Raw genomic sequence first — 23,659 nt, forward strand, 5'->3', positions numbered from 1 at the left:
GAGCGGACGATGGATTACTACGACATCTTCATCAATGTCCTCAGCTCGACGGTTCGGCTCTCCATCCCGCTGATCTTTACCGCGCTCGCCGGGCTGTTTTCCGAGCGCGCGGGTGTTTTCGATATCGGCCTCGAAGGCAAGATGCTGGGATCGGCCTTCGCCGCCGCCTGCGTGGCCTATCTCACCGGTTCGGCCTGGCTCGGGCTCGGTGCCGGCATCGTCTGTTCGGTGGCGCTGAGCCTTGTGCACGGCTTTGCCTCGATCACCAATCGCGGCAACCAGATCGTATCGGGTGTCGCGATCAACTTCTTTATCGCGGGTATTACCATCGTGCTCGGCCAGGCCTGGTTCGGCCAGGGCGGGCGCACGCCGCAGTTGCCGCCGGAGGCGCGCTTCGCGCCGATCATCCTGCCGGGTGCCGATGCCGTCCGTGACATACCGATCGTCGGTCCGCTCTATGCCAACGTCATATCGGGCAACAACATACTCACCTATCTCGCTTTCCTCGCCGTGCCCTTCTCTTGGTGGGTGCTTTACCGCACGCGCTTCGGCCTCAGGCTGCGCGCCGTCGGCGAAAATCCGGGCGCGGTCGATACGGCAGGCATTTCGGTCGCCTGGCTGCGCTATCGCGCGGTGATGTGCGCCGGTATTCTCTGCGGCTTTGCCGGCACCTATCTCGCGATCGCCCAGTCCGCCGCCTTCATCAAGGACATGTCTGCCGGCAAGGGCTATATAGCGCTGGCGGCGCTGGTCTTTGCCAAGTGGAAGCCGGTACCGGTCATGTTCGCCTGCCTGCTCTTCGGCTTCCTCGATGCTTTGGCGAACTTCATGCAGGGCAAGCAGGTGCCGCTGGTCGGTGAAGTGCCGGTCCAGGTCTTCCAGGCGCTGCCCTATATCCTGACCTGCATCCTGCTTGCCGGCTTCATCGGTGTCGCAATTCCGCCGAAGGCCGGCGGTGTGCCCTATACCAAGGAACGTTGATCATGTCCCACGACCTGTTCGAAGCCGCTCGCGGCGCCATGGCCTTTGCGCACGCCCCCTATTCGAAGTTCCCAGTCGGTGCGGCAATCCGCGCCGACGACGGCAAGATCTATACGGGCGCCAACATCGAAAACCTCTCCTTCCCGCAAGGATGGTGCGCCGAGCCGACGGCGATCAGCGCCATGATCATGGGCGGCGCCCGGAAGATCGTCGAAATGGCCGTCATCGCCGAGAAGCTGCCGCTCTGCCCGCCCTGCGGCGGCTGCCGCCAGAAGATCTCCGAATTCGCCTCCAAGGACACGAAGATCTACCTCTGCGACGAGGCGGGCGTGAAGAAGACCATGACGATGGAAGAGCTTCTTCCCTTCAGTTTTGAGACGGAACTCGGATGAAGGCGACGGTCGAACTGCTTGCCGCATTGCTGGGTGCGATCAAGCCGCGCCACGGAATCGTACTCGGCTCCGGCCTTGGTTCCCTCGTTGGTCAGCTGGAGAGCGCCGTCCGTATTCCCTATCACGATCTGCCGGGCTTTCCCGTCAGCGCCGTCTCCGGGCACGCGGGTGAGGTCGTTGCCGGCCGCCTCGGCGGAAAGCCCGTCATCATGCTCTCCGGCCGCGTGCATTATTATGAAAAGGGTGACGCCAATGCCATGCGCCTCCCGATCGAGGTGCTGAAGGCGCTCGGCGTCAACGCGCTGATCTTGACCAATTCGGCAGGATCGCTGCGCGACGACATGCCGCCGGGCTCGGTGATGCAGATCACTGATCACATCAACTATTCCGGCATGAACCCGCTGATCGGCGAGGAGAGCGACCATCGCTTCGTCGGCATGACCAATGCCTATGACGCTGACCTCGCCGCGGCGATGCAAAGTGCGGCCGCTAAGCTCGAGATCGCGCTGGCACAAGGCGTCTACATGTGGTTCTCCGGCCCAAGCTTCGAAACGCCGGCCGAAATCCGCATGGCGCGCATCCTGGGCGCCGATGCCGTCGGCATGTCGACTGTGCCGGAGGTTATCATTGCAAGAATGCTGGGTCTCAGGGTTGCCGCCGCCTCCGTTATCACCAACTATGGGGCAGGCATGACCGGCAATGAACTCAGCCATGAGGAAACCAAGGACATGGCGCCCATCGGCGGCGCCCGTCTTGCCGCCATATTGAAAGAAATGATTGCGGCTGGAGGAAGCGAAAATGAATAGCCATTCCATCCGGGAAACGGCGGCGGTCGCCCTTTCCCTTCTCGACCTCACCAATTTGAAGGATGATTGCACTGAGGCGCAAATAGACGTGCTCTGCGCCCGCGCTCAGACCCCTTACGGCAACAGCGCCGCGATCTGCATCTGGCCGCGTTTCGTCGCCCATGCCCGTAATATTCTCGGTGCCGGCCATGCCGTGCGGATCGCAACCGTCGTCAATTTCCCGGCAGGCGATATGGAAGTGGCCGACGTCGCCGCTGAAACCCGCGAGGCGATCGCCGATGGCGCCGATGAGATCGATCTGGTCATTCCCTACCGCAAGCTCATATCAGGCAATGAGGAGGCAGTGACCGACATGGTCAAGGCTGTGCGCGCCGAATGTGCCGGTCCCGTCCTGCTGAAGGTGATCATCGAGACCGGCGAGTTGAAGGATGCGGCATTGATCCGCCGTGCCTCCGAACTCGCCATTGAAGCCTGCGCGGATTTCATCAAGACGTCCACAGGCAAGGTCGCCGTCAACGCGACTCTCGAGGCCGCCGACATCATGATCCGGGCCATTCGTGAAAGTGGGCGCAAGGTCGGCTTCAAACCGGCTGGCGGCATCGGCTCGGTGGCCGATGCGGCGCTCTATCTGAGCCTTGCCGAAACTATCATGGCGCCGGACTGGGCGATGCCCTCGACCTTTCGCTTCGGCGCTTCCGGCCTGCTCGACGACATACTGGCGGTCCTGAATGGAGCGCAGCCGGCGCAGGCTGCGGCGTCGAGCTACTGAGATGATTCCGCAGGAGATCATCCGACGTAAACGCGACGGCGAGGAACTCGACGCCGCCGATATCAGATCCTTCATCGCCGCGCTCGCCGCCGGTCGGCTGTCCGAAGGCCAGATCGGCGCCTTCGCCATGGCCGTCTGGTTCAAGGGCATGTCCCGCGAGGAAATCGTGGCCCTGACGCTGGCGATGGCCGACTCGGGAGATAGGCTGGAGTGGGCCGATATCGACCGCCCGATAGCCGACAAACATTCGACCGGGGGCGTCGGCGACAATGTCTCGCTGATGTTGGCGCCGATCGCGGCGGCCTGCGGCCTCGCCGTTCCGATGATCTCAGGGCGCGGCCTCGGCCATACCGGCGGCACGCTCGACAAGCTCGAATCCATTCCCGGCTATACGATCACCCCCGATGCGGACCTTTTCCACAGGGCCGTCAAGCAGGCGGGATGCGCCATTATCGGCCAGACAGGGACCTTGGCGCCCGCCGACGGCAGGCTTTATGCCGTGCGCGATGTAACCGCCACCGTCGATTCCATTCCGCTCATCACCGCTTCGATCCTGTCTAAGAAGCTCGCGGCCGGACTCCAGACGCTGGTGCTCGACGTCAAGGTCGGCAACGGCGCCTTCATGGCTGAACGAGGTCAGGCGGAGATGCTGGCGCAATCCCTGGTCCAGGTTGCCAATGGTGCCGGCGTGAAGACCTCCGCCTTGATCACCGCTATGAATGAGCCGCTTGCCGATAGCGCCGGCAATGCCGTCGAGATACGCAACTGCCTGGATTTCCTGGCGGGCAGGAAGACTGGCACTCGGCTCGAGACCGTGGTTTTTGCCCTTGCCGCCGAGATGCTGGTGAAATCGGGCATTGCCGCGTCCTCTGATGAAGCCGATGGGATGGCGCGCCGAGCCCTGTCGTCGGGACAGGCGGCCGAAGTCTTCGGACGTATGGTTTCCATGCTCGGCGGACCGGCCGATCTCGTCGAAAATCCGCAGAAATACCTGGCCAGGGCGCCTGTCGAAAAAGAAGTCCGGGCCGCCAGGTCGGGCTGGCTTGCCGACTGCGACGCTCGCGGTATCGGCATCTGCGTCATAGATCTCGGCGGTGGTCGCCGGCATCCGGCAGATCGCATCGATCATCGCGTCGGTTTCTCCGGCCTACTGCCTCTTGGCACCCGGGTGAATGCGGGCAACCCGATCGCCGTCGTTCACGCTGCCGACGAAGCCGCGGCGGAAGAAGCAGCTGCGGCCCTGGCCGCTCATTACCGCATCGCTGACGACAAGCCCGAATTGGCCCCTGTCATTGCAGGCCTGATCTGATGCGCTTTATTGTTTGAGGCTGAGCGAGCGGTCGGCGACGGAATAGGAGGCAAGCTTCTGCAGGAAGCTCATGCCGATCAGCGTGGTCGTCAGCGCGTCATCCTTCAGGACGAAGGCCTCGACATTCCGGACGCGGATGCTGCCGATTTCGACACGGTCGAGGGTCACATGCGCGGCCTTCGTCTGGCCGTTCGCCGTGTTGACACTATAGCGGAAGTCGAGCTGGTTTGCCGTGAAGCCGAGCCGGCGGGCGAGTGCTTCGTTGAGGGCGACATAGGTGGCGCCGGTATCGATCAGCCCCGGCACCGGCTTACCGTTGATCTTGAAGCTACCGGTATAGTGTCCTTGAGCATCCGCCTGCAGGCGGATCGTATTGCCGCCATTGGCGGGCGTCTGTGCAACGGGCCGGCTTGTGTCGGTTGAGACGTAATTGGCGGAGGGAGCGTCGGAAGGCTGCTGGCTTGCGCTTCCGAAGAAGGAAGGCACCTGTGTGGCCAGCACCGCGGCGATGCTGGCGAATATGACAGTACGAGCGAGCATGAAACAGAAATCCTTCCTGTATAAACCCTGCTTCATGCAGGGCCTCATGCTCCCAGCTTGCTAAGCCTAAAATCCTGATAACTTGCTAAAATCGGGAGCAAAAAGGCCCGGAACAAACCGTCCGGCCATAAAGTCTTTCGATTGGTAAAGGAAGGCTGAAATCATTTGGTCCCGTACATGCGGTCGCCGGCATCGCCGAGGCCCGGCATAATGTAGCCCTTCTCGTTGAGATGGCTGTCGATCGCCGCGGTGAAGACCGGAACATCGGGATGCGCCGCGCGGAAGTTGCGGATGCCCTCCGGAGCGGCGAGCAGGCAGAGGAAGCGGATATTGTGGGCGCCGCGCTCCTTGAGCTTGTCGATTGCCGCGATCGAGGAATTGCCGGTCGCCAGCATCGGGTCGACGACGATAATCAGGCGCTCGGCTACGTCCTCCGGCGCCTTGAAGTAATACTCGACCGGCTGCAGCGTCTCGTGATCGCGGTAGACGCCGATATGCGAGACGCGGGCGGACGGCACGAGATCGAGCATGCCCTCGAGCAGCCCGTTGCCGGCGCGCAGGATCGAGGCGAAGACCAGCTTCTTGCCTTCGAGGATCGGCGAGTCCATCGTCTGCAGCGGCGTCTCGATCGTTGCCATCGTCAATTCGAGATCGCGGGTTACCTCGTAACAGAGCAGCGTGGAGATTTCGCGCAGCAGGCGCCGGAAACTCCCCGTCGATGTCTCCTTGCGTCGCATGATGGTGAGCTTGTGCTGCACAAGCGGGTGATCGATGACCGTGACGCCGTCCATGGGGAAGCCTTTCATTCTTTCTATCGAATGTTTCTTTCACGGAAATCGGCCCGACCGCAAGAGCGGTGGCAAATTTGCTCCGATCTTCCCCAATGCATGTCGCCCGGAAGTGTGCAGCGGTTCCGGGATAACGGCATGCATAAAAAGACACTCATCTTCAAAGCCGGGCGAACAGTGCCTTGCGAGTCTCTTCATCGACGAAGGCTGCCTCGATCGCCGTGCGACTCATGGCGTCGATCTCCGTGTCGCTGAAGCCGAAGGCATCGGCGGCAAGTTCATATTCCCGCTTCAGTGACGTATGGAAAAACGGTGGGTCGTCCGAGTTGATCGTCACCCGCACGCCGGCTTCCTTCAGCCGCCGCAGTGGATGGGAGGCGAAATCGGGAAAGACCCTGAGTGCGATATTAGAGCCCGGACAGACTTCAAGCACGGTGCCGAGATCGGCAAGCCGCTTCACCAGATCGAGATCCTCGATGGCGCGCACGCCATGGCCGATGCGTGCGGGACGCACGGCATCGAGCGCGTCGGCAACGCTGAAGGCGCCGCAGACCTCGCCGGCATGGATGGTCAAGCCCAGGCCGGCATCGCGGGCGATGTCGAAGGCTCTGATATAATCGGCGACGCGGCCCATGCGCTCCTCGCCGGCGAGATTGAAGCCTGTTATCAAAGGGTTGCCGGCCTTTGCCGCATATTCGGCCGCTCCGATCACGCTCTCCGGACCGAAATGCCGTTCACCGGTGACGATCAGCCGGGCCTCGATGCCGCTCTTGGCCTTGGCCCGCCGGATGCCCTCACAGACGCCTGATATATAGGCATCGGCACCGAGCCCGATGCGCTTGCCGTGATCGGGCGACACGATGAGCTCACTGTAGATCGTATTGATGCCGGCAAGTTCTTCGAGATAGGTTTCGGTCAGAAGCGCATAATCCTCCTCCGTCCTGTAGACCTCGGAAACCTTGTCGTAGCATTCCAGAAAACTTGCGAAATCGTGCCAGACATAGGCGCCCTCGCGAAGCGCGCCGCTGATGTCGACGCCGTATTTCCGCGCCTGCGCCGCGGTCAAAGCAGGCGGTGCCGCACCCTCCAGATGGCAGTGCAGCTCGACCTTATTTAAATGCGATGTCACAGAAAACTCCTTCCATGCGCTCCAGCCGGGATGCCGAGATGGCGCGCAATGCTTTCGCCGATGTCGGCATAGGTGCGGCGAACGCCGATGGAACGCGACCGGATGCCGGGGCCGTAGGCGATGATCGGCACGCGCTCACGCGTATGATCCGTGCCGCGCCAGGTGGGGTCGCAGCCATGGTCGGCGGTGAGCACGACGAGATCGCCAGGTTTCAGCTTCTTGTGAACCTCGGCCAGACGCGCATCGAAGGCTTCGAGTGCTGCCGCATAACCGGGCACGTCGCGGCGATGGCCGTAGATCATGTCGAAATCGACGAAATTGGTGAAGACGAGATCGCCGTCCTCGGCCTCGTCGATTGCCGACAGCGACGCATCCATCAGCGCCTCGTTGCCGTTGGCCTTGATCAGCCTGGAAATGCCTTGGTGGGCGAAGATGTCGCCGATTTTCCCCACAGCATGCACATTCCGGCGGTGCTCAACGAGGCGGTCGAGCAGCGTCGGCTCCGGCGGCAGCACGGAAAAGTCGCGCCGATTACCGGTGCGCTGGAAGGTGGAGGCCGAGTGGCCGATGAAGGGTCGGGCGATAACGCGGCCGATATTGTAGGAATCGAGAAGGGCTCGGGCTGTGCGGCAGAAGGCGAGCAGCCGATCTAGGCCGAAATGCACCTCGTGCGCCGCGACCTGGAAGACCGAGTCCGAAGAGGTGTAGCAGATCGGCTTGCCGGTGCGGATATGTTCCTCGCCGAACCTGGCGATGATGTCGGTTCCTGAGGCGTGGCAATTTCCGAGAATGCCGGGGATGTCACCCTCACGGCATAATGCCTCGATAAGCCCCGGGGGAAAGGCGTCGCCTTCCGTCGGAAAATATCCCCAATCGAAACTGACGGGGGTCCCCGCGATCTCCCAATGACCGGACGGCGTATCCTTGCCGCGGGAGATTTCGCTGGCAGCACCATAAATACCGTAGACTTTTTCGGGCAGGGGCACGCCGGCGGGAAACTGGCCGCAGGCGGCACGGGCGATGTGCAGAAGCCCGAGTTCCGACATGTTGGGCAAGGAAAGCGGCCCACTGCGCAGCCCGGCACGATCTCCGGCTCCGGCCGCGCAGAATTCGGCGATATGGCCGAGCGTATTGGCGCCCTCATCGCCATAGGCCGCCGCATCCGGCGCCCCGCCGACGCCGAAAGAATCGAGAACGAAAAGAAAGGCGCGCGCCATTTTACCCCCGAAAGGACCGATCGCGGACCTCCGGAACCCGGAGGCTGAAGCCCACGCATATAATGCCGCGCCTGGCTTGGCAAATTCGAGATGGGAAGGGTGTCAGCAGTCGCCGCAGGGGATCGAGTCGCCTTGCCGTTGGCGGTAGAAGTAGCTGCGGCTGATGGTAATCGTGCGCATCCCGTCCGGCATGAAGTCCGGCGCGAACAGGAACATCGTATAGGGGATGCTGAGTTCGGTCCGGACGAGGAAGCTGTTGGCCGTCTTCATATCCGTTGGCACATTGCTCACCGTCGCGCTCTTGGCATAAGGCACCGTACCGTCCTGCGCCCAGGACCAGAGCACTTTCGCATTGGCGCCGGCGTCAATGGTAATCCCGGTGATTTTCAGGGTGAGCGATGTCGTTTTGTAAGGCACGAAGATCGATGTCGCGACCGACGACATCTGCGCGAGCGCGCTCTTCGTGACGGATTGCTGCTGGGTGACGAGGTCGGCGATCGAACCAGCGGCGCGTGTCGCGCGCTTGCTGACGCTGAGGCCGATCGTGATCTCGAAAGCGCCGATATAGAGCATGACGAGCACGGGAAAAAGGATCGCGAATTCGATCGCTCCAGCGCCCTTGCGCTCTCGCGCCAGCCGACGAGCCGTCAGTACCAGTCTGGTGAACGGGTTGCGCAACGCCATTATGGATACTGCTCGTTCTGGAAGGCCGAGGTTGCGATAATCAGATATTGCGTCGGCATCGAACCATCGGACGGACGGATCGTCGTAATATAGGGCCGCACCAGATCCGTGATGATTTCCCATCGATAGTAGGCGCGCAGCATGTTGATCGTGCCGGCGCCGCCAGGTGTATATTTGAAGGCTGCAGTGTTGATGTCGGCATATCGGTCGCTCGAAACTCTGGGGATCGTCGTCGGAATGGCCGAAAAGGAGCTGAACGTCTGCACATCCATGTAAAGCTTGCTCGGCGTGGCGGCTTCGCTTGTCGAGCACTTGATCAGGATCGATATCTCGCTGCAAAACGCCTGGCGGAATTCCGTCTGGCTCATATCTGTCGTGCGGCCGAGATTATAGGTGATCTGCCCGGTGCGCATCCGGCGGCTCATCGTATCGACGGCATTGGAGACGAGTTCTTCGGCGGCGAAGGCGATGAAGGTTTCGAGGATCGCGAAGATCACGAGGAAGTACGGGATGGCGAGCAAGGCAAATTCGATCGCCGCTGCGCCGTCGCGCGAGCGGGCTACAGCGCGAAATTGGGAGAAGCGGAACGGCGCGAAGCCGCGCTTCCTATCCGTCTTCTGATCAACTACCGTCATTGCCTGGACCCGAGCGACATCTCTGCTGCCACACTAGGGTCCGTTCGTTGATTTTCCGTTTCAGCCCGATACGATGATTTTAACGAAGAGCTGAAGATGAAGGCCGCGCGATCAGGGTGAGGTGGTGCCGCCTGCCGCTTGCTGTGCATGCTGCTCGCAGTTCGGCGTGCACGACAGCACGGAGCGCTGGGTCTGCCGGTAGACGCGCACCGTGTTGCCCTCGTCGATCGATACAAGGATGCGCTCGTCGAGAATTGCGTTGCCGTCGGCGTCCAGAAGGACGAGATTGGTGGTGCCGAAGCTGCGGCCTGTCAACACGATCGTCTTGGAATCGGCGACGGTCGCGTCGGCGACCCGGGCATTGCCGACGATGACCTTGCTGACGGGGCGGTCGAGCTTCAAGACACGCGCATGATCCATATAGACGCGCAACATGTCATCGTCTGCGGCCGAGGAAACTCCCGAGACACCGGAAACGGCGATCATGCCGGCAAAGAAGATGATTTTGCCGCTCGATGACATTTGGTCCTCTTTCACGATCACAGCGCAATAGGCGCATAGAATGGAAAAAAATGGTGAATGAAGCCTTAAGCACGGTGTGCTGTTTCGCAGTGAGGCGGGATGATCCGATTTGGCACTGGCTCCGGTCGATGTATGTTGCGGCTTGATGCGGTGCCTGTTCTATTTCCAGATAAAACCCACTGTTAACCTCTGAATATCATTAAATATTGAGCGAAATGAATAAGCTAAAGCTTACCCTGTGGGAGCCTCTGGCCGGTTTCACAGGCTGTTAACTCTTTTTCTTAAGCCGATGGAAACGCCCATTCATTAGATTACGCTTCATCCGATCAACGGCAACAGTTGGCGGACGTGCTGAACATCAACTGGAGTTAGGAGTACCCATGACCAAGCTTTTTAGCCGTTTTCTGAAAGATGAATCCGGCGCGACCGCAATCGAATACGGCCTGATCGCAGCCCTCATTTCCGTAGCGCTTATCGCCGGTGCCACGACCCTTGGCAACAGGATCGGCACTACGTTCAACAACCTGGGCACCAAGATGAACTCTGGGGTCACCGCGTCCCAGTAAGACAAGGCGCTAACGCGCAACGTCGGATAATTCCGGCAGAGCTATCGAGCGGGCTCACAGGCTGAACGGCCGTGAGCCTTTCGCATCTTGTTATGATCAGGTGTACCCATGATCGCAGCCGCAGTCTTCGTAGTACTGCCACTCTGCCTCGCCATGGCGGCGTTCTCGGATTTGTTCACTATGACGATCCCGAACCGCATTTCACTGATCCTCACCGCCTCCTTCTTCGTTGTCGCGCCGCTGTCTGGTCTTGGCCTGCAGGCGATCAGCATGCATCTTGCCGCCGGCGCTATCGTCTTCAGCGCTTGCTTCGCCCTTTTTGCCTTCAATGTGATGGGCGGCGGAGACGCCAAGCTGCTCAGCGCTACAGCGCTTTGGTTCGGTCTGAATGAATCTCTGGTTTTCCTGATGACCGATGTCGCCATCATCGGCGGTTTCCTTACCCTGCTCATCCTCGCGGTGAGAGCGCAATCGGATTCCATTCTTGCGATCGGTCTGCCGGTGCCGAACTCCGTCCTCATTGCCAAGAAGATCCCGTATGGGATTGCGATTGCTATCGGAGGCTTCATGGCCTTCCCGTCCTCGCCGCTCTTCATCGCTGCGCTGGAAAGCCTGAAGTAACCACATTTTAAACGGCCGTTAACTTAAAATGTAAGCAATCCATTAACTATAATTATACCAATTGCTGAGCATTCTGCAGGGCGAACATATCGTGCCCTGAGGAATGATTTATGAAACCGGCCCGCCTTATAGTTCTAGCTGTCGCCGTGGTGGCAGCCGGCCTCGCCGGGCTCCTGGCAATGCGTATGGCCGGCAGCGGTCGCGTCGTCACCGAGGTCCAGTCGGTTATCGAGAAAGAACCGACCGTCAATATCCTCGTATCGAGCAGCAATCTGCCGGTCGGCGCAAGACTGGGCGACGAGTCGGTGCGTTGGATGGCCTGGCCGAAGGACGGCGTCGTGCAAGGCTTCATCACAGAAGCCGACAAGCCGGACGCTATCAAGGAGCTGCAGGGCGCCGTCGTGCGTCTGCCGATCTTCGAAGGCGAGCCGATCCGCTCTGAAAAAGTTGCCGATTCCAACAGCCGCATTCTCTCGTCGCTTTTGCCGGCCGGCAAGCGCGCGGTGGCGACGGAAATATCTGTGGCAACAGGCGCCGGCGGTTTCATCCTGCCGAACGACCGCGTCGATGTCATCATGGTGCGCAAGGGCGCCGAAGCGAACAAGCTCATCACCGAAACCGTGCTGAGCAATGTCCGGGTTCTCGCCATCGACCAGCAGATTCAGGAAAATGAGGATGGCTCTAAAGCGGTAGTCGGCACGACCGCGACACTCGAGCTGACCCCGGACCAGACGAAAGTTCTCGCCGTTGCCCAGCAGATGGCGGACCGGCTGTCGCTCGCGCTACGCTCGGTCGCCGATGCGCAGGAGCAGGATACCAGTGCGGCAGACTATCTGCTGAGCGGCGACAACGGCAGCGCGATCATTCAGGTCATTAAGTCAGGCTCCATCGTGACGGATGCCGGCGCAGCGCCGAAGGCGGAGTAAGGGGACGTGCAAATGGGCAATTCAATGCGGCGCGCCAAGCTTCTCCTGACAGGCTGTCTTTCGCTGGCGATCGGAGCGACCGGCATGGTGCCAGCCTCTTTCGGTTCGCTTTTCACTGTAAATGAGGCGCGTGCCGCTGAAAACCTTATCCGCATCTCGCAAACCGGTCCCGACGCCCATCGCCGGCTGAAGCTCGGGCTCAACAAAGCGGTCGTCGTTGATCTGCCGGAGGATGCCCATGATATCCTCGTCTCCGACCCGACAATGGCCGATGCCGTTACCCGCACTTCGCGGCGCATCTACCTGTTCGGCAAAAAGGTCGGCCAGACGAATATCTTTGTCTTCGGCGCCGGTGGGCAGGAGATCGTCAATCTCGACATCGAAATCGAACGCGACGTCTCCGGCCTCGAAACCAATCTCCGCCGTTTCATTCCCGACTCCGACATCAAAGTCGAAATCGTCTCCGATAATATCGTGCTGACCGGCACCGTACGCACGCCGCAGGATGCCACGCAGGCGGCTGATCTGGCGCAGGTCTTTCTGAAGGGCGGCGAGGCAACGACGAGAACTGAGACGGCATCCGGCACCGGCGGCGACAGCTCGGTTGCGCTCTTTGCCGAAGGACGCCAGACCTCGCAGGTCGTCAACCTCCTGCAGATCCAGGGTGAGGACCAGGTCACCCTCAAGGTGACGATCGCCGAGGTTCGCCGCGAGGTCCTGAAGCAGCTTGGTTTCGACAATCTCGTTTCCAACTCCTCCGGCATGACGGTCGCCCAGCTCGGCAGTCCTAACGCCGACGGCGCAACGGCAACCGTCGGTGGCGGCCTCGCGGCTCTCTTCAAGAGCTCTATCGGCAAATACGACATTTCCACCTATTTGAACGCGCTGGAACAGGCCAAGGTTGTCAGGACCCTCGCCGAGCCGACGTTGACGGCGATATCGGGCCAGGCGGCGACCTTCAATTCCGGCGGCCAGCAGCTTTATTCGACGACCGACAATGACGGCAACGTCACCGTTGTTCCTTTCAACTACGGTATCAACCTTGCTTTCAAGCCGGTCGTGCTGTCGTCTGGACGCATTGCTCTTGAAATCAAGACGAACGTCTCGGAGCCGGTGGCCGGCAGCGGCAACGCCACCTATCAACGCCGTTCGGCGGAGACCTCGGTTGAACTGCCTTCGGGCGGCTCGATCGCTCTGGCCGGCCTCATCCGCGACAATGTCTCCCAAACAATGGGCGGCACACCCGGAGTCTCCAAGATCCCGCTGCTCGGCACGCTCTTCCGCCAGAAGGGTTTCGAACGTCAGGAAACCGAACTGGTCATCATCGCTACACCCTATCTGGTGCGCCCGGTGGCGCGTAACCAGCTCAACCGGCCGGACGACAATTTCAGTCCTGAGAATGACGGCGCAACCTTTTTCCTCAACCGTGTGAACAAGGTCTACGGCCGCCGCGAGGCGCCCGTCGCCGACGCGCAGTTCCACGGCTCGATCGGGTTCATCTACAAATGAGCGGGGCACGATCGGCAGCAATGGCACAGAACAGAGATCAGGCGATGGCCCATATGGATGCGACGAAACCCCGCCTCGGTTACTCCAGGGCCCTTTTTACCACCGCCATCATGTCGCTAGCGACCCTTTACGGATGCGCCGGTCCGCATGACCAGCTGACGACAGGCGGGATACCCGACGACTACCGCGCCCGCCATCCAATCATCGTAACGGAGGCCGAGCAGACGGTGGATATACCCGTCGCCTCGACCGATCGCCGCCTGACCATCGCCCAGCGCGATCTCATCCGCGGCTTTGCCGCAAACTATATTTCACGCGCCTCGGGCCCGGTTTACGTCCTGTCGCCGGAAGGGTCGCCCAATTCCGCGGCCGCCTATCAGCTGCGCAATCAGGTGCGAGCCGAGCTGGCGACAAGAGGGATCGCAAGCTCGAAGATCATAAATACGTCCTATGCCGCCGCCGGTGCCGGCGATGCCGCGCCGATCCGGCTGAGCTTTACCGGTACGACCGCGGTTACCACGCAATGCGGCCAGTGGCCGAAGGATATCTCGAACGATTTTGCCAACCAGAACTATTATAATTTCGGCTGCGCCTCGCAAAACAACCTTGCCGCCCAGATCGCCAATCCGGAAGATCTGGTGGCGCCCCGCGGCATGACCCCAATCGACGCGCAGCGGCGCAACAACGCCATCCAGGAATACCGGACGACGACGACGACGATCGAAGACAGCGGCAGCAGCGGATTCTGAGACGGAACGGGACGATGAGCGCGATCGAATACGACATCAGAAATCCGAGCGAGCTTCGCCACGCCGAGGAGGCGGTGCGCATGGCGGATCTGGAAAACATGCGGCCACTGCCGCGCATTTCCGTTCACGCTTTTTGTGAGAGCGAAGCGCTGCAGCATGTCATGGAACGCTGCGCCAATGACCGGCGTTTGGCGAAGGTCAGCATGCGCATCACCAGCGGCGGCATAGCGGCCGCTGCCAACATGTTTGCCGGTGCACCGACGCCGAACCTGATCATTCTCGAGACCAAAGCCAATTCCGGGAGCCTGCTCGGTGAACTCGCGCCGCTCGCCGCTGTCTGCGATCCGACGACGAAGGTCGTGATCGTCGGCTACTACAACGATATCGGGCTCTATCGCGAGCTTATCCGCAACGGCATTTCCGAATATATGGTTCAGCCGGTCGCCATGCCCGACATTCTGACCGCGATGGCCTCGATCTTCGTTGATCCGGAAGCCGAGCCGCTTGGGCGCAGCATCGCCTTCATCGGGTCGAAAGGCGGCACCGGCGCCTCGACCATCGCGCATAATTGCGCTTTCGGCATTTCCAACCTCTTCTCCACCGAGACGATCCTCGCCGATCTCGACCTGCCCTATGGCACGGCGAACATCGACTTCGATCAGGATCCGGCCCAAGGCATCGCCGAAGCGGTCTTTGCGCCCGATCGGCTCGACGAGGTCTTCCTCGACCGCCTGCTGACGAAATGCTCCGAGCACCTTTCCCTGCTTGCAGCACCCTCGCTGCTCGATCGCGCCTATGATTTCGACGGCCAGGCCTTCCAGCCGGTGCTCGACGTCCTGCAGCGCAGCGCGCCTGTCACCGTGCTTGACGTTCCGCATGCATGGTCGGAATGGACGCGCTCGGTGCTGGCGAGCGTCGACGAAGTCGTCATCACGGCGGTTCCCGACCTTGCCAACCTGCGCAACACCAAAAACATGCTGGACGCGCTGCGCAAGATGCGACCGAATGACAAGCCGCCGCATCTCATCCTCAATCAGGTCGGCATGCCGAAACGGCCGGAGATATCACCGTCGGATTTCTGTGAGCCGTTGGAGACCGATCCGATCGCGATCATTCCCTTTGACATCAACCTCTTCGGCAATGCCGCCAATAGCGGTCGGATGATCTCGGAAGTCGATCCGAAGTCGCCGACCGCCGAAACCTTTTCGCAGATATCGCACATCGTCACCGGCCGGGTCGCCATCAAGAAGGCGAAGAAGGGCGGCCTGCTCGGCCTCCTGAAGCGTAAGTAGACCGTTAGAACGTAGAGATTGGATTAAGCGGCATGTTTGGAAAACGCGGAAACGAAGGTTTCGGAAAGGCGGGAGGCGCGATCGCTCCTCCGCCGCCGGCCCCGGCCGCCGCCTCGCCTGTGGCTTCCTCTCCCTCCATTTTGGTCGAACCTTCGCGCGAGCCCCAGCGTCAACAGGTGACGCCGCCGCCGATGCAGACGCCACAGCGCAAGCGGCCGGTTCGCACCGACGAATATTACGATACCAAGCAGCAGGTCTTTTCCGCGCTGATCGACACGATCGATCTCTCGCAGCTTTCCAAGCTTGACAGTGAAAGCGCGCGCGAGGAAATCCGCGACATCGTCAATGACATCATCACCATCAAGAATTTTGCGATGTCGATCTCCGAGCAGGAAGAACTGCTCGAGGATATCTGCAATGACGTTCTGGGCTACGGTCCGCTGGAGCCCTTGCTGGCGCGCGACGACATCGCCGACATCATGGTCAACGGTGCCGGCCAGACCTTCATCGAAGTCGGCGGCAAGACGATCGAATCGGAAATCCGTTTTCGCGACAATGCGCAGCTTCTCTCCATCTGCCAGCGCATCGTCAGCCAGGTCGGCCGCCGCGTCGATGAATCGAGCCCGATCTGTGACGCGCGCCTGCCGGATGGTTCACGCGTCAACGTCATCGCGCCGCCGCTGTCGATCGACGGGCCGGCGCTCACCATCCGCAAGTTCAAGAAGGACAAGCTGACGCTCGATCAGCTCGTGCGTTTCGGCGCGATCACGCCGGAAGGCGCAACCGTGCTGCAGATCATCGGGCGCGTGCGCTGCAACGTCATCATCTCGGGCGGCACGGGCTCTGGCAAAACGACCCTCCTGAACTGCCTGACCAACTATATCGACCGGGACGAGCGCGTCATCACCTGTGAGGACACGGCCGAACTGCAGCTGCAGCAGCCGCATGTCGTGCGTCTCGAAACGCGTCCGCCGAATATCGAAGGCGAGGGCGAGATCACCATGCGCGATCTCGTCAAGAACTGCCTGCGAATGCGTCCCGAACGCATCATCGTCGGCGAAGTGCGCGGACCTGAAGTTTTCGATCTGCTGCAGGCTATGAACACCGGCCACGACGGCTCGATGGGCACGATCCACGCCAACACCCCGCGTGAATGCCTGAGCCGTATCGAATCGATGATCGCCATGGGCGGTTTTTCGCTGCCGGCAAAGACGGTGCGCGAGATCATCTCCACCTCAGTCGACGTCATCATCCAGGCGGCGCGCCTGCGCGACGGCTCGCGCCGCATCACCCAGATCACCGAGGTAATCGGCATGGAAGGCGACGTCATCATCACCCAGGACCTGATGCGCTATGAGATCGAAGGCGAGGATGCAGGCGGCCGGCTGATCGGCCGGCACATGTCGACCGGCGTGGGCAAGCCGCATTTCTGGGATCGGGCTCGTTACTTCAACGAGGAAAAGCGCCTGGCCGCCGCCCTCGACGCGATGGAATCGAAAACCAAGGAATAGCGGTGATGTTCGGGTTCGATCCGGTAGTCCTGGCAATCGTCGTCCTCGCCGCTGTCTCCGCTGCGGCGGTCGCCTATGCCCTGCTGTTTTCCCGCATCGAGGCCGACAAGAAATCGGCAAGCCGCATCAACCGTGTCAAATCGGCCGAGGTCGACGGCGTCAAGGTCAAGGCCGCCCGCGATCGGGTGCAGGAGATGTCGAAGCGACGCAAGTCCGTGCAGGACAATCTGAAGGATCTCGAAAAGCGCCAGAACGAAAAGGCCAAGAAGACCCTTTCGATGAAATCGCGACTGGTGCAAGCCGGCCTGACGGTCACGCTGACGCAATTCTATCTCTTCAGCGCCATTTTCGCTTCGGTGCTGCTGCTGATGGCTTTCATCATCGGCGCGTCTTGGATGGTCATGATCGGCATCGCGGTTGTCGCAGGAGTCGGTCTGCCGCGTTGGATCCTTGGTTTCCTCATCAAGCGCCGCCAGAACAAGTTCCTCAACGAGTTCCCAAATGCGCTCGATGTCATCACCCGCTCGATCAAATCGGGCTTGCCCCTCAACGACGCGATCCGGCTGATCGCGACCGAGGGCACGGAACCGGTCAAGAGCGAGTTCCGGCGGGTGATTGAGGCCCAGCAGGTCGGCCTCAGTATTCCCGATGCCTGCGCCCGCATGACGCTGCACATGCCGCTCCAGGAGGTCAATTTCTTCGCGATTGTCATCGCCATCCAGTCTCAGGCTGGCGGCAATCTTTCCGAAGCGATCGGCAACCTTTCCAAGGTGCTGCGCGAGCGCAGGAAGATGAAGGCCAAGGTCTCGGCGCTCTCGATGGAAGCCAAGGCGTCTGCCGTCATCATCGGTGCTCTGCCCTTCATCGTCGCGACCCTCGTCTACCTCACGTCGCCGAACTACATGATGGTCCTTTTCACCGATCCGCGCGGCCATTTCATCATGGGCGTCTCGGCGATCTGGATGTCGATCGGCATCTTCGTCATGCGCAACATGGTCAATTTCGAAATCTAGCGGGAGAGAAGCACTATGTCGCAGGATCTTGCCGCAACGCTGACCAACCCAGGCATGCTGATCGCCGTTTTTGTCGCGATCGCGGTCTTCGCGACTTTTTACACGATCGCGGTCCCCTTCTTCGAGCGCGGCGATCTCAACAAGCGCATGAAGGCCGTTTCGACCGAGCGCGAGCAGATCCGCGCCCGCGAACGCGCCCGCATGAACGCGGAACCCGGCGCCGGCAAGGCTTCGCTCAGGAACCAGAACAACCGCTCGGTCCGCCAGATCGTCGAACGCTTCAACCTGCGCCAGGCGCTCGTCGACGCAAATACGGTCAATAAGCTGCGCGCTGCGGGTTTTCGCTCGGAGAACGCGCTGAATACCTTTCTCGTCGCGCGCTTCCTGCTGCCTTTTCTCTTCCTCGCGCTCGCCGCCTTCTGGGTTTTCGCTCTCGGAGGCCTTGCTGATCGCGGCATGCCCATGCGCATGCTTGCAGTCATCGGTATCGCCTATCTCGGCTTCTATGCGCCGAATATCTATATCTCCAACCGCATGAGCAAACGTCAGCACTCGATCAAGCGCGCCTGGCCGGATGCGCTGGACCTGATGCTGATCTGCGTCGAGTCCGGCATCTCGATGGAGGCGGCGATGCGTCGCGTCTCCGAAGAACTCGGCGAGCAGTCGCCGCCGCTTGCCGAGGAGATGGTGCTGACGACGGCCGAACTGTCATTTCTGCCCGATCGTCGCGTGGCGCTCGAAAATCTCGCCGCGCGCACGCAACTCGAGCTCGTGCGCTCGGTGACCCAGGCGCTGATCCAGGCGGATCGCTACGGCACGCCGGTAGCACAGGCGCTGCGCGTCCTCGCCCAGGAAGGGCGCGACGAACGCATGAACGAAGCGGAAAAGAAGGCGGCCGCCCTGCCGCCGAAGCTGACGGTGCCGATGATCCTGTTCTTCCTGCCGGTGCTGATCGCCGTCATCCTCGGCCCGGCCGGCATCCAGGTGGCTGATAGGTTCTGAGCCGCAGGGAGGCGCATGCCGCTCAATCCTACTTCGACCCGCGTGACCGGCGCTGGCATAGCTGCTAAACGGGATGGAGCGGTCAGGCAGCGCGGAAGTGACCGCCGCTTTCCCGAGCAGTCCGATCCCGAAAGAGAGGTTTCCGATGTCTTCTGCAGGCATTTTCATCAGCATCATGGCAGCCTTGGCCGTCGGCGCGATGAGCCCCGGTCCGAGCTTCGTCGTCGTCTCCAGGATCGCCATCTCGCGTTCACGGCTGGATGGACTTGCGGCCGCATTCGGCATGGGCGCCGGCGGCGTCGTTTTCGCCGGGCTGGCGCTCGCCGGTCTGACGGCGTTGCTGTCGCAGTTCGAATGGCTCTATGTGCTGCTCAAGGTGGCGGGCGGGGCTTATCTCCTCTACATCGCTGTCAATATCTGGAGAGGCGCCGCAAAGCCGATCGAGCTTTCCGATGCCGTCAATGGCCATCGTGCGCCCATGCGCAGCTTCATGACCGCATTGCTGACGCAGCTCAGCAACCCGAAAACCATCATCGTCTATGCGAGCCTTTTTGCGGCGCTTCTGCCGAGGACGGTGCCGCTCGATCTCCTCGTCGCGTTGCCGGTCGGTGTTTTCGCAGTGGAGGCGGGGTGGTATGCGATCGTGGCGCTCGCCTTTTCGGCCCGCCACCCGCGGCGGCTCTATCTCCATGCCAAGGGCTGGATCGACCGGACCGCAAGTGCGGTGATGGGCGGCCTTGGTCTGCGGCTCATTCTTTCGGGCCTGAGCGTCAGGTAGATCAGCCGGAGAAGGCGTGATCATCCGGCAAACGACCGGGTCAGTTGGTGTTGCTGCCGTCCGCTGCGCCCGGCGTCTTGTCCTTGGCAGCGAGCTTCTGCCAGGAATTCTGCTGTGAGAGCATGCCCCTGAGGTAGGCGACGTTGGCATCCGCCTGCTGTGGCGAAAGTTCCCGCCGCGCGATCTGTTCCGCTTCCGCAAAACGCCCTTGCAGCCCGACAACGAGGGCAAGGTTCTGCCGAACGCGACTGTCGGCGGCCGGTTGGCCTGCCGCAGAGCGCAGATAGGTTTCGGCCGTGCGCAGATCGCCGGTCAGCACGTAGGACATGCCGAGGTTGGAAAGGATGGAAGGTTCGTTCGGCTGGATGTCGAGCGCGCTGCGGTAGCGCTGCCGGGCCTCGCTGGCCCGGCCCATCTGGTCGAGGATCGCGCCTTCGGCCGAGATCAGCCTCCAGTCGGGACGATCCGGTGTCTGGGCTCGGCCGATCGTGTCGAGCGCCTGCTGGAACTGTCCGGCCGCCGCCTGCGCCTTGCCATAGGCTGCCAATACATTGCGGTCGCCCGGATTGGCGATCGCCACCTGCTGCATGACGGCGAGCGCCTGGGCGTCGCGGCCGCTCATGCGCAGCAGGTTGGCATAGTTGACGCCGTTGACGGGATCGCGCGGGTTCTTTTCGTAGGCTTCGCCGACCCGGTCCGTCGCCGAGCGCAGCTCGGTCGCATCCATCTGTTCCACCGGCTTGGCAAGTTTTGGCACCGAACCTGTCGTCATCCGGTCCTTGGGCGTCGTCGAGCAGCCGGCAAGCGCAAGGACGAGCAGCGATGCCGCAGCGCCCTGCAGGATACGATTTATCGATATGGCGGTGAGCGAGGCAGGCATGATGCGTTCCTGATTCCGAAATCGGCGCCTGACCTCGAAGCGGAACAGGGAAAGGTTTGACGCAATCTTCGCTCCAGCAATAGTCTGTTAACCCTAACAGACCGTTAAGGAACGATTCCTGGCGACTGCCGAAGGACAATCATGGCCCCCTATCAGTTCATCGAAAGACCGACTCCCTTCAACACGAAGGGTGGTTCCACGCTGCCGATCTTTGCTGTCACGCCTGCCCATATCGAGACCGGCACGATCGACCCGATCGCCCTCGATTGGGCTCGCAAGGCTGGCTACAAGGCCGAAAGCGGCTCGCTGTTGCTGATTCCGACGGCCGAAGGTCATCTCGGCGGCGCGCTTTACGGCCTCGGCACCAATCCGTCCGAACAGCCTTACATCACCGGCAGGCTGGCCCGCGCGCTGCCCGCCGGCGAATGGCACATCGAGACCGCGCCGCTGACGGCAAATCGCCTGGCCCTCGGTTTCGGACTCGGCAGCTACCGGTTCGATCGCTACAAATCGGAAAAATCGCCGAGAGCGACCTTGATGATCCCCCGCGATGCCGACGGCGCCGATATCAAGCGTCAGCTGGCCGGTGTTTTTCTTGCCCGCGACCTCATCAATACGCCGACGAACGATATGGGGCCGGACCAGCTTGAGGCCGCTTTCCGCGCCTTAGCCGGACATTACAAGGCGGAGATATCGGTGATCACGGGCGACGAACTGCTCAAGCAGAATTTCCCGCTCGTCCATACCGTCGGTCGCGCCAGCGCCGACGCGCCGCGTCTCCTCGAACTGCGCTGGGGCAAAAAGGGCCATCGCAAGGTGACCCTCGTCGGCAAGGGCGTATGCTTCGACACCGGGGGTCTCGATATCAAGCCTGCCGCATCGATGCTGCTGATGAAGAAGGACATGGGTGGTGCGGCGAATGTCATGGGGCTGGCCCTGATGATCATGGACGCCAAGCTGAAGGTCGATCTGCGCGTCATCGTCCCGGTCGTCGAAAACGCGATCTCCTCTAATGCCTTCCGCCCCGGCGACATCTACCGCAGCCGCAAAGGCCTGACCGTCCAGATCGACAATACCGACGCCGAAGGCCGCCTGATCCTGGCCGATGCGCTTGCCTATGCCGACGAGGAGGAGCCTGAACTCTTGATCGACATGGCGACGCTGACAGGCGCTGCCCGCGTTGCCCTCGGTCCGGATCTTCCGCCCTTCTTTACCGATGACGCCAATCTGGCGCATGAGCTGACCGAAGCGAGCCTGGAAACCGACGATCCAATCTGGCGCCTGCCGCTCTATGCCGGCTATGAAAAGGATATCCGCACCAAATTTGCCGACCTCACCAACGCGCCGGCCGGCGGCATGGCGGGGTCGATCACCGCCGCACTTTTTCTCAAGCGTTTCGTCAGCAAGGCCAAAAGCTGGGTGCATTTCGACATTTACGGCTGGGCTCCGTCAGAACGACCGCATTCACCGGGTGGCGGCGAAGCACAGGCGATCCGCGCGCTTTTTCACCATATCCGTGGGAGCCTGCGCTGACGGATGCAAACGGGGCGGGCCCGCTTCACCAAGGGCGCCTCATGCCGATCGTTAAAATTTTATTCACCCTGCCGGGCGGCAGTTCCTGCCACCCCTTGCATGTCCATCACAACTGCCGGAAAATGAAACGCTAGCGTAACGATTTTCCGGAGGGGCCGTGCCGATCGAACTGACCGCCTCGCAGGCGCTGGGGCTCTGGCATGGCGTGGCGCTCGATCAGGTTCGCCATGACGACCGCGATTTGACATTGCGCCAGATGGCAATCCTGCTGCATATTTACTTGGTTCCGCCGCCCCACACGGTGCGCGGGCTTGCCGCCACGCTCAACGTCACAAAGCCGGTTATCACCCGCGCCTTGGATACGATGGGTGAGATGGGCTTGGTGGATCGCGTGCGCGATGATGCAGACCGGCGCAATGTGATCATCAAACGCACAGTCGGTGGCGCGCTTTACCTGGAGAAGCTCGGCGATCTTGTCCGGGATCAGGGCCGCCGGCTGCCGATCTGAAAGGAACACAATGACGATGCTCGACCGCCGCCTGCATGCCTATAGGCCGGATCTCGCCGAAGCGGGGCTCGAGGGCAAGGTGCAGGCGTCTCGCTTCGTGGAAGGCGCTCCGGCGCGCGTTGCCCTTCCCGTCGTCGCTCTGCGGCCTGAACCGGAGCTTGCACGCGGCATCGATACCGAACTGCTCCTCGGTGAGGAGGTGACCGTTTATGATCGCGCCGACGATTGGTGTTGGGTGAAAGCCGTCTCGGACGGCTATGTCGGCTATCTCGAGGCAGAGGCGCTCACGCAAGGAGGGCCAGAGCCGACCCACATCGTCACCGTACAGCGCACCTTCCTCTATCCGGAGCCGGAACTGCGCAAACCGCACCGGGCTATCCTGTCGATGGGAAGCCGCATTCATGTCGCTGGCGATGCGGAAGCGCGCGGCAATCACTACGTCGTGCTGGCGGACGGCACGGCGATCTTCGCCAGACACGTCCAGCCGATCGGCGCTCTCGACGGTGACGATTATGTCGGCATCGCCGCCCGTTTCCTGGAGACGCCCTATCTCTGGGGCGGCCGCTCCGGCCTCGGCATCGATTGCTCCGGCCTTATTCAGTTGGCGATGCTGATGACAGGCAGACAGGCGCCGCGCGATACCGATATGCAGGCCTCCGGCCTCGGCGAACCGATCGACCGCTCCGAAATCCGCCGCGGCGACCTCGTATTCTGGAAGGGCCATGTCGCTATCTTTGAAGATCCCCAAACCATTCTCCACGCCAACGGCCACAGCATGACGGTGGCGCGTGAAAATTTCGAGGCGGCCGTCGAGCGCATCGGCGTGCTGTACGAACGACCGACCGGCTATCGCCGCCCGTTTAGAACCTTTCCGGGTTAGCTTGATCATTCTGTGGGCTGAACCGGAGTCGGCCGGTCGATCAGCCGGCCCGTTTCAGCCAACCTCCCGCAGATTTGCCTGGCAAATCTGCAAGACCCCAGAATCACCGGACGCACTTG

General features: G+C 61.4%; 26 protein-coding genes. 18 read left to right on the top strand and 8 right to left on the bottom strand.

What is annotated here, in order from left to right; all coding sequences use genetic code 11:
• Positions 1–9: 9 nt before the first annotated feature.
• The 5 genes from J2J98_RS00965 to deoA are packed head-to-tail and all read left to right on the top strand — an operon-like array spanning position 10 to position 4,257.
• Entirely contained in the window at positions 10–981 is a 972-nt protein-coding gene (locus J2J98_RS00965; RefSeq protein ID WP_064707608.1) for an ABC transporter permease, read from the top strand.
• A 2-nt stretch (positions 982–983) separates the two neighbouring features.
• Positions 984–1,373 (top strand): cytidine deaminase, encoded by a 390-nt coding sequence (locus J2J98_RS00970; RefSeq protein ID WP_207602102.1) that lies wholly within the window; start codon positions 984–986, stop codon positions 1,371–1,373.
• The gene (locus tag J2J98_RS00975; protein ID WP_207602103.1) at positions 1,370–2,179 is read left to right on the top strand and encodes a purine-nucleoside phosphorylase; all 810 of its coding nucleotides are present in this window, start codon (positions 1,370–1,372) and stop codon (positions 2,177–2,179) included. Before J2J98_RS00970 ends, J2J98_RS00975 begins: the two co-directional genes overlap by 4 nt.
• A complete protein-coding gene (gene deoC, locus J2J98_RS00980; protein WP_207602104.1) occupies positions 2,172–2,948 on the top strand; it encodes a deoxyribose-phosphate aldolase in 777 nt (258 codons plus the stop codon). The genes J2J98_RS00975 and deoC overlap by 8 nt, the downstream gene beginning before the upstream one ends.
• 1 nt (position 2,949) lies before the next feature.
• Positions 2,950–4,257 (top strand): thymidine phosphorylase, encoded by a 1,308-nt coding sequence (deoA, locus tag J2J98_RS00985; protein ID WP_207602105.1) that lies wholly within the window; start codon positions 2,950–2,952, stop codon positions 4,255–4,257.
• Between the two features lie 6 nt (positions 4,258–4,263).
• Here deoA and J2J98_RS00990 read toward each other — a convergent pair whose 3' ends face one another.
• The 7 genes from J2J98_RS00990 to J2J98_RS01020 all read right to left on the bottom strand — a co-directional run bounded on the left by J2J98_RS00990 (position 4,264) and on the right by J2J98_RS01020 (position 9,772).
• Positions 4,264–4,833, bottom strand: coding sequence for a retropepsin-like aspartic protease family protein (locus J2J98_RS00990; protein WP_064707613.1), 570 nt, complete (start codon positions 4,831–4,833; stop codon positions 4,264–4,266).
• Positions 4,834–4,958: 125 nt separating this feature from the next.
• Positions 4,959–5,588, bottom strand: coding sequence for a uracil phosphoribosyltransferase (upp, locus tag J2J98_RS00995; protein WP_020920114.1), 630 nt, complete (start codon positions 5,586–5,588; stop codon positions 4,959–4,961).
• Positions 5,589–5,745: 157 nt separating this feature from the next.
• On the bottom strand, positions 5,746–6,714 hold the full coding sequence (locus tag J2J98_RS01000; protein ID WP_207602106.1) for an adenosine deaminase: 969 nt from the start codon (positions 6,712–6,714) through the stop codon (positions 5,746–5,748).
• A complete protein-coding gene (locus J2J98_RS01005; protein WP_064707615.1) occupies positions 6,711–7,931 on the bottom strand; it encodes a phosphopentomutase in 1,221 nt (406 codons plus the stop codon). The genes J2J98_RS01000 and J2J98_RS01005 overlap by 4 nt, the downstream gene beginning before the upstream one ends.
• A 102-nt stretch (positions 7,932–8,033) precedes the next feature.
• Positions 8,034–8,615, bottom strand: coding sequence for a TadE/TadG family type IV pilus assembly protein (locus J2J98_RS01010; protein ID WP_064711836.1), 582 nt, complete (start codon positions 8,613–8,615; stop codon positions 8,034–8,036).
• Positions 8,615–9,250 carry a TadE/TadG family type IV pilus assembly protein gene (locus tag J2J98_RS01015; protein ID WP_207602107.1) on the bottom strand — a complete coding sequence of 212 codons (636 nt, stop codon included), beginning with the start codon at positions 9,248–9,250 and terminating at the stop codon, positions 8,615–8,617. Before J2J98_RS01015 ends, J2J98_RS01010 begins: the two co-directional genes overlap by 1 nt.
• A gap of 111 nt (positions 9,251–9,361) precedes the next feature.
• Positions 9,362–9,772 carry a pilus assembly protein N-terminal domain-containing protein gene (locus J2J98_RS01020; protein ID WP_207602108.1) on the bottom strand — a complete coding sequence of 137 codons (411 nt, stop codon included), beginning with the start codon at positions 9,770–9,772 and terminating at the stop codon, positions 9,362–9,364.
• A 380-nt stretch (positions 9,773–10,152) separates the two neighbouring features.
• Here J2J98_RS01020 and J2J98_RS01025 point away from each other — a divergent pair, with 380 nt between their 5' ends.
• The 10 genes from J2J98_RS01025 (at position 10,153) to J2J98_RS01070 (ending at position 19,739) form a co-directional block, all read left to right on the top strand.
• Positions 10,153–10,338, top strand: a complete 186-nt coding sequence (locus J2J98_RS01025; RefSeq protein ID WP_207602109.1) for a Flp family type IVb pilin — start codon at positions 10,153–10,155, stop codon at positions 10,336–10,338.
• 108 nt (positions 10,339–10,446) lie between these two features.
• Complete coding sequence (locus J2J98_RS01030; RefSeq protein WP_207602110.1) at positions 10,447–10,959, top strand: A24 family peptidase; 513 nt, start codon at positions 10,447–10,449, stop codon at positions 10,957–10,959.
• Between the two features lie 110 nt (positions 10,960–11,069).
• Positions 11,070–11,885 carry a Flp pilus assembly protein CpaB gene (gene cpaB, locus J2J98_RS01035; RefSeq protein WP_207602111.1) on the top strand — a complete coding sequence of 272 codons (816 nt, stop codon included), beginning with the start codon at positions 11,070–11,072 and terminating at the stop codon, positions 11,883–11,885.
• Positions 11,886–11,897: 12 nt separating this feature from the next.
• The gene (locus J2J98_RS01040) at positions 11,898–13,394 is read left to right on the top strand and encodes a type II and III secretion system protein family protein (protein ID WP_207602112.1); all 1,497 of its coding nucleotides are present in this window, start codon (positions 11,898–11,900) and stop codon (positions 13,392–13,394) included.
• Positions 13,391–14,143, top strand: coding sequence for a CpaD family pilus assembly protein (locus tag J2J98_RS01045; RefSeq protein ID WP_207602113.1), 753 nt, complete (start codon positions 13,391–13,393; stop codon positions 14,141–14,143). The genes J2J98_RS01040 and J2J98_RS01045 overlap by 4 nt, the downstream gene beginning before the upstream one ends.
• A 14-nt stretch (positions 14,144–14,157) precedes the next feature.
• Positions 14,158–15,435 (top strand): CpaE/TadZ family protein, encoded by a 1,278-nt coding sequence (locus J2J98_RS01050; RefSeq protein WP_207602114.1) that lies wholly within the window; start codon positions 14,158–14,160, stop codon positions 15,433–15,435.
• Positions 15,436–15,467: 32 nt separating this feature from the next.
• Positions 15,468–16,946, top strand: a complete 1,479-nt coding sequence (locus J2J98_RS01055) for a TadA family conjugal transfer-associated ATPase (RefSeq protein WP_207602115.1) — start codon at positions 15,468–15,470, stop codon at positions 16,944–16,946.
• Between the two features lie 5 nt (positions 16,947–16,951).
• Positions 16,952–17,959 carry a type II secretion system F family protein gene (locus J2J98_RS01060; protein ID WP_207602116.1) on the top strand — a complete coding sequence of 336 codons (1,008 nt, stop codon included), beginning with the start codon at positions 16,952–16,954 and terminating at the stop codon, positions 17,957–17,959.
• Between the two features lie 15 nt (positions 17,960–17,974).
• Positions 17,975–18,961: a type II secretion system F family protein gene (locus tag J2J98_RS01065; RefSeq protein ID WP_207602117.1), complete on the top strand. Its 987-nt coding sequence runs from the start codon at positions 17,975–17,977 to the stop codon at positions 18,959–18,961.
• Positions 18,962–19,106: 145 nt separating this feature from the next.
• On the top strand, positions 19,107–19,739 hold the full coding sequence (locus J2J98_RS01070) for a LysE family translocator (protein ID WP_207602118.1): 633 nt from the start codon (positions 19,107–19,109) through the stop codon (positions 19,737–19,739).
• A gap of 40 nt (positions 19,740–19,779) precedes the next feature.
• Here the strand turns inward: J2J98_RS01070 and J2J98_RS01075 are convergent, their stop codons facing one another.
• Positions 19,780–20,619, bottom strand: a complete 840-nt coding sequence (locus J2J98_RS01075) for a tetratricopeptide repeat protein (protein ID WP_064707628.1) — start codon at positions 20,617–20,619, stop codon at positions 19,780–19,782.
• Between the two features lie 141 nt (positions 20,620–20,760).
• On the opposite strand from J2J98_RS01075, the gene J2J98_RS01080 reads away from it, so the two are divergent.
• From J2J98_RS01080 to J2J98_RS01090, 3 genes are all read left to right on the top strand, one after another.
• A complete protein-coding gene (locus J2J98_RS01080) occupies positions 20,761–22,152 on the top strand; it encodes a leucyl aminopeptidase family protein (protein ID WP_138394394.1) in 1,392 nt (463 codons plus the stop codon).
• 157 nt (positions 22,153–22,309) lie between these two features.
• Entirely contained in the window at positions 22,310–22,660 is a 351-nt protein-coding gene (locus tag J2J98_RS01085) for a MarR family transcriptional regulator (protein WP_011423607.1), read from the top strand.
• Between the two features lie 10 nt (positions 22,661–22,670).
• On the top strand, positions 22,671–23,540 hold the full coding sequence (locus tag J2J98_RS01090; protein ID WP_138394393.1) for a C40 family peptidase: 870 nt from the start codon (positions 22,671–22,673) through the stop codon (positions 23,538–23,540).
• Positions 23,541–23,659: the final 119 nt, after the last annotated feature.

The organism is Rhizobium bangladeshense (genome assembly GCF_017357245.1).
Classification (GTDB): Bacteria; Pseudomonadota; Alphaproteobacteria; order Rhizobiales; family Rhizobiaceae; genus Rhizobium; species Rhizobium bangladeshense.

What these genes read in the sequence shown, in the direction of transcription:
- J2J98_RS00990 (WP_064707613.1), bottom strand. Translation starts at nt 4,833, where the DNA reads ATGAAGCAGGGTTTATACAGGAAGGATTTCTGTTTCATGCTCGCTCGT.
- upp (WP_020920114.1), bottom strand. Translation starts at nt 5,588, where the DNA reads ATGGACGGCGTCACGGTCATCGATCACCCGCTTGTGCAGCACAAGCTC.
- J2J98_RS01065 (WP_207602117.1), top strand. Translation starts at nt 17,975, where the DNA reads ATGTCGCAGGATCTTGCCGCAACGCTGACCAACCCAGGCATGCTGATC.
- J2J98_RS01070 (WP_207602118.1), top strand. Translation starts at nt 19,107, where the DNA reads ATGTCTTCTGCAGGCATTTTCATCAGCATCATGGCAGCCTTGGCCGTC.
- J2J98_RS01050 (WP_207602114.1), top strand. Translation starts at nt 14,158, where the DNA reads ATGAGCGCGATCGAATACGACATCAGAAATCCGAGCGAGCTTCGCCAC.
- J2J98_RS00965 (WP_064707608.1), top strand. Translation starts at nt 10, where the DNA reads ATGGATTACTACGACATCTTCATCAATGTCCTCAGCTCGACGGTTCGG.
- J2J98_RS01020 (WP_207602108.1), bottom strand. Translation starts at nt 9,772, where the DNA reads ATGTCATCGAGCGGCAAAATCATCTTCTTTGCCGGCATGATCGCCGTT.
- J2J98_RS01080 (WP_138394394.1), top strand. Translation starts at nt 20,761, where the DNA reads ATGGCCCCCTATCAGTTCATCGAAAGACCGACTCCCTTCAACACGAAG.
- J2J98_RS01030 (WP_207602110.1), top strand. Translation starts at nt 10,447, where the DNA reads ATGATCGCAGCCGCAGTCTTCGTAGTACTGCCACTCTGCCTCGCCATG.
- J2J98_RS01005 (WP_064707615.1), bottom strand. Translation starts at nt 7,931, where the DNA reads ATGGCGCGCGCCTTTCTTTTCGTTCTCGATTCTTTCGGCGTCGGCGGG.
- J2J98_RS01010 (WP_064711836.1), bottom strand. Translation starts at nt 8,615, where the DNA reads ATGGCGTTGCGCAACCCGTTCACCAGACTGGTACTGACGGCTCGTCGG.
- J2J98_RS00975 (WP_207602103.1), top strand. Translation starts at nt 1,370, where the DNA reads ATGAAGGCGACGGTCGAACTGCTTGCCGCATTGCTGGGTGCGATCAAG.
- J2J98_RS01075 (WP_064707628.1), bottom strand. Translation starts at nt 20,619, where the DNA reads ATGCCTGCCTCGCTCACCGCCATATCGATAAATCGTATCCTGCAGGGC.
- J2J98_RS01090 (WP_138394393.1), top strand. Translation starts at nt 22,671, where the DNA reads ATGACGATGCTCGACCGCCGCCTGCATGCCTATAGGCCGGATCTCGCC.
- cpaB (WP_207602111.1), top strand. Translation starts at nt 11,070, where the DNA reads ATGAAACCGGCCCGCCTTATAGTTCTAGCTGTCGCCGTGGTGGCAGCC.
- J2J98_RS01055 (WP_207602115.1), top strand. Translation starts at nt 15,468, where the DNA reads ATGTTTGGAAAACGCGGAAACGAAGGTTTCGGAAAGGCGGGAGGCGCG.
- deoA (WP_207602105.1), top strand. Translation starts at nt 2,950, where the DNA reads ATGATTCCGCAGGAGATCATCCGACGTAAACGCGACGGCGAGGAACTC.
- J2J98_RS01060 (WP_207602116.1), top strand. Translation starts at nt 16,952, where the DNA reads ATGTTCGGGTTCGATCCGGTAGTCCTGGCAATCGTCGTCCTCGCCGCT.
- J2J98_RS01015 (WP_207602107.1), bottom strand. Translation starts at nt 9,250, where the DNA reads ATGACGGTAGTTGATCAGAAGACGGATAGGAAGCGCGGCTTCGCGCCG.
- J2J98_RS01040 (WP_207602112.1), top strand. Translation starts at nt 11,898, where the DNA reads ATGGGCAATTCAATGCGGCGCGCCAAGCTTCTCCTGACAGGCTGTCTT.
- deoC (WP_207602104.1), top strand. Translation starts at nt 2,172, where the DNA reads ATGAATAGCCATTCCATCCGGGAAACGGCGGCGGTCGCCCTTTCCCTT.
- J2J98_RS00970 (WP_207602102.1), top strand. Translation starts at nt 984, where the DNA reads ATGTCCCACGACCTGTTCGAAGCCGCTCGCGGCGCCATGGCCTTTGCG.
- J2J98_RS01025 (WP_207602109.1), top strand. Translation starts at nt 10,153, where the DNA reads ATGACCAAGCTTTTTAGCCGTTTTCTGAAAGATGAATCCGGCGCGACC.
- J2J98_RS01045 (WP_207602113.1), top strand. Translation starts at nt 13,391, where the DNA reads ATGAGCGGGGCACGATCGGCAGCAATGGCACAGAACAGAGATCAGGCG.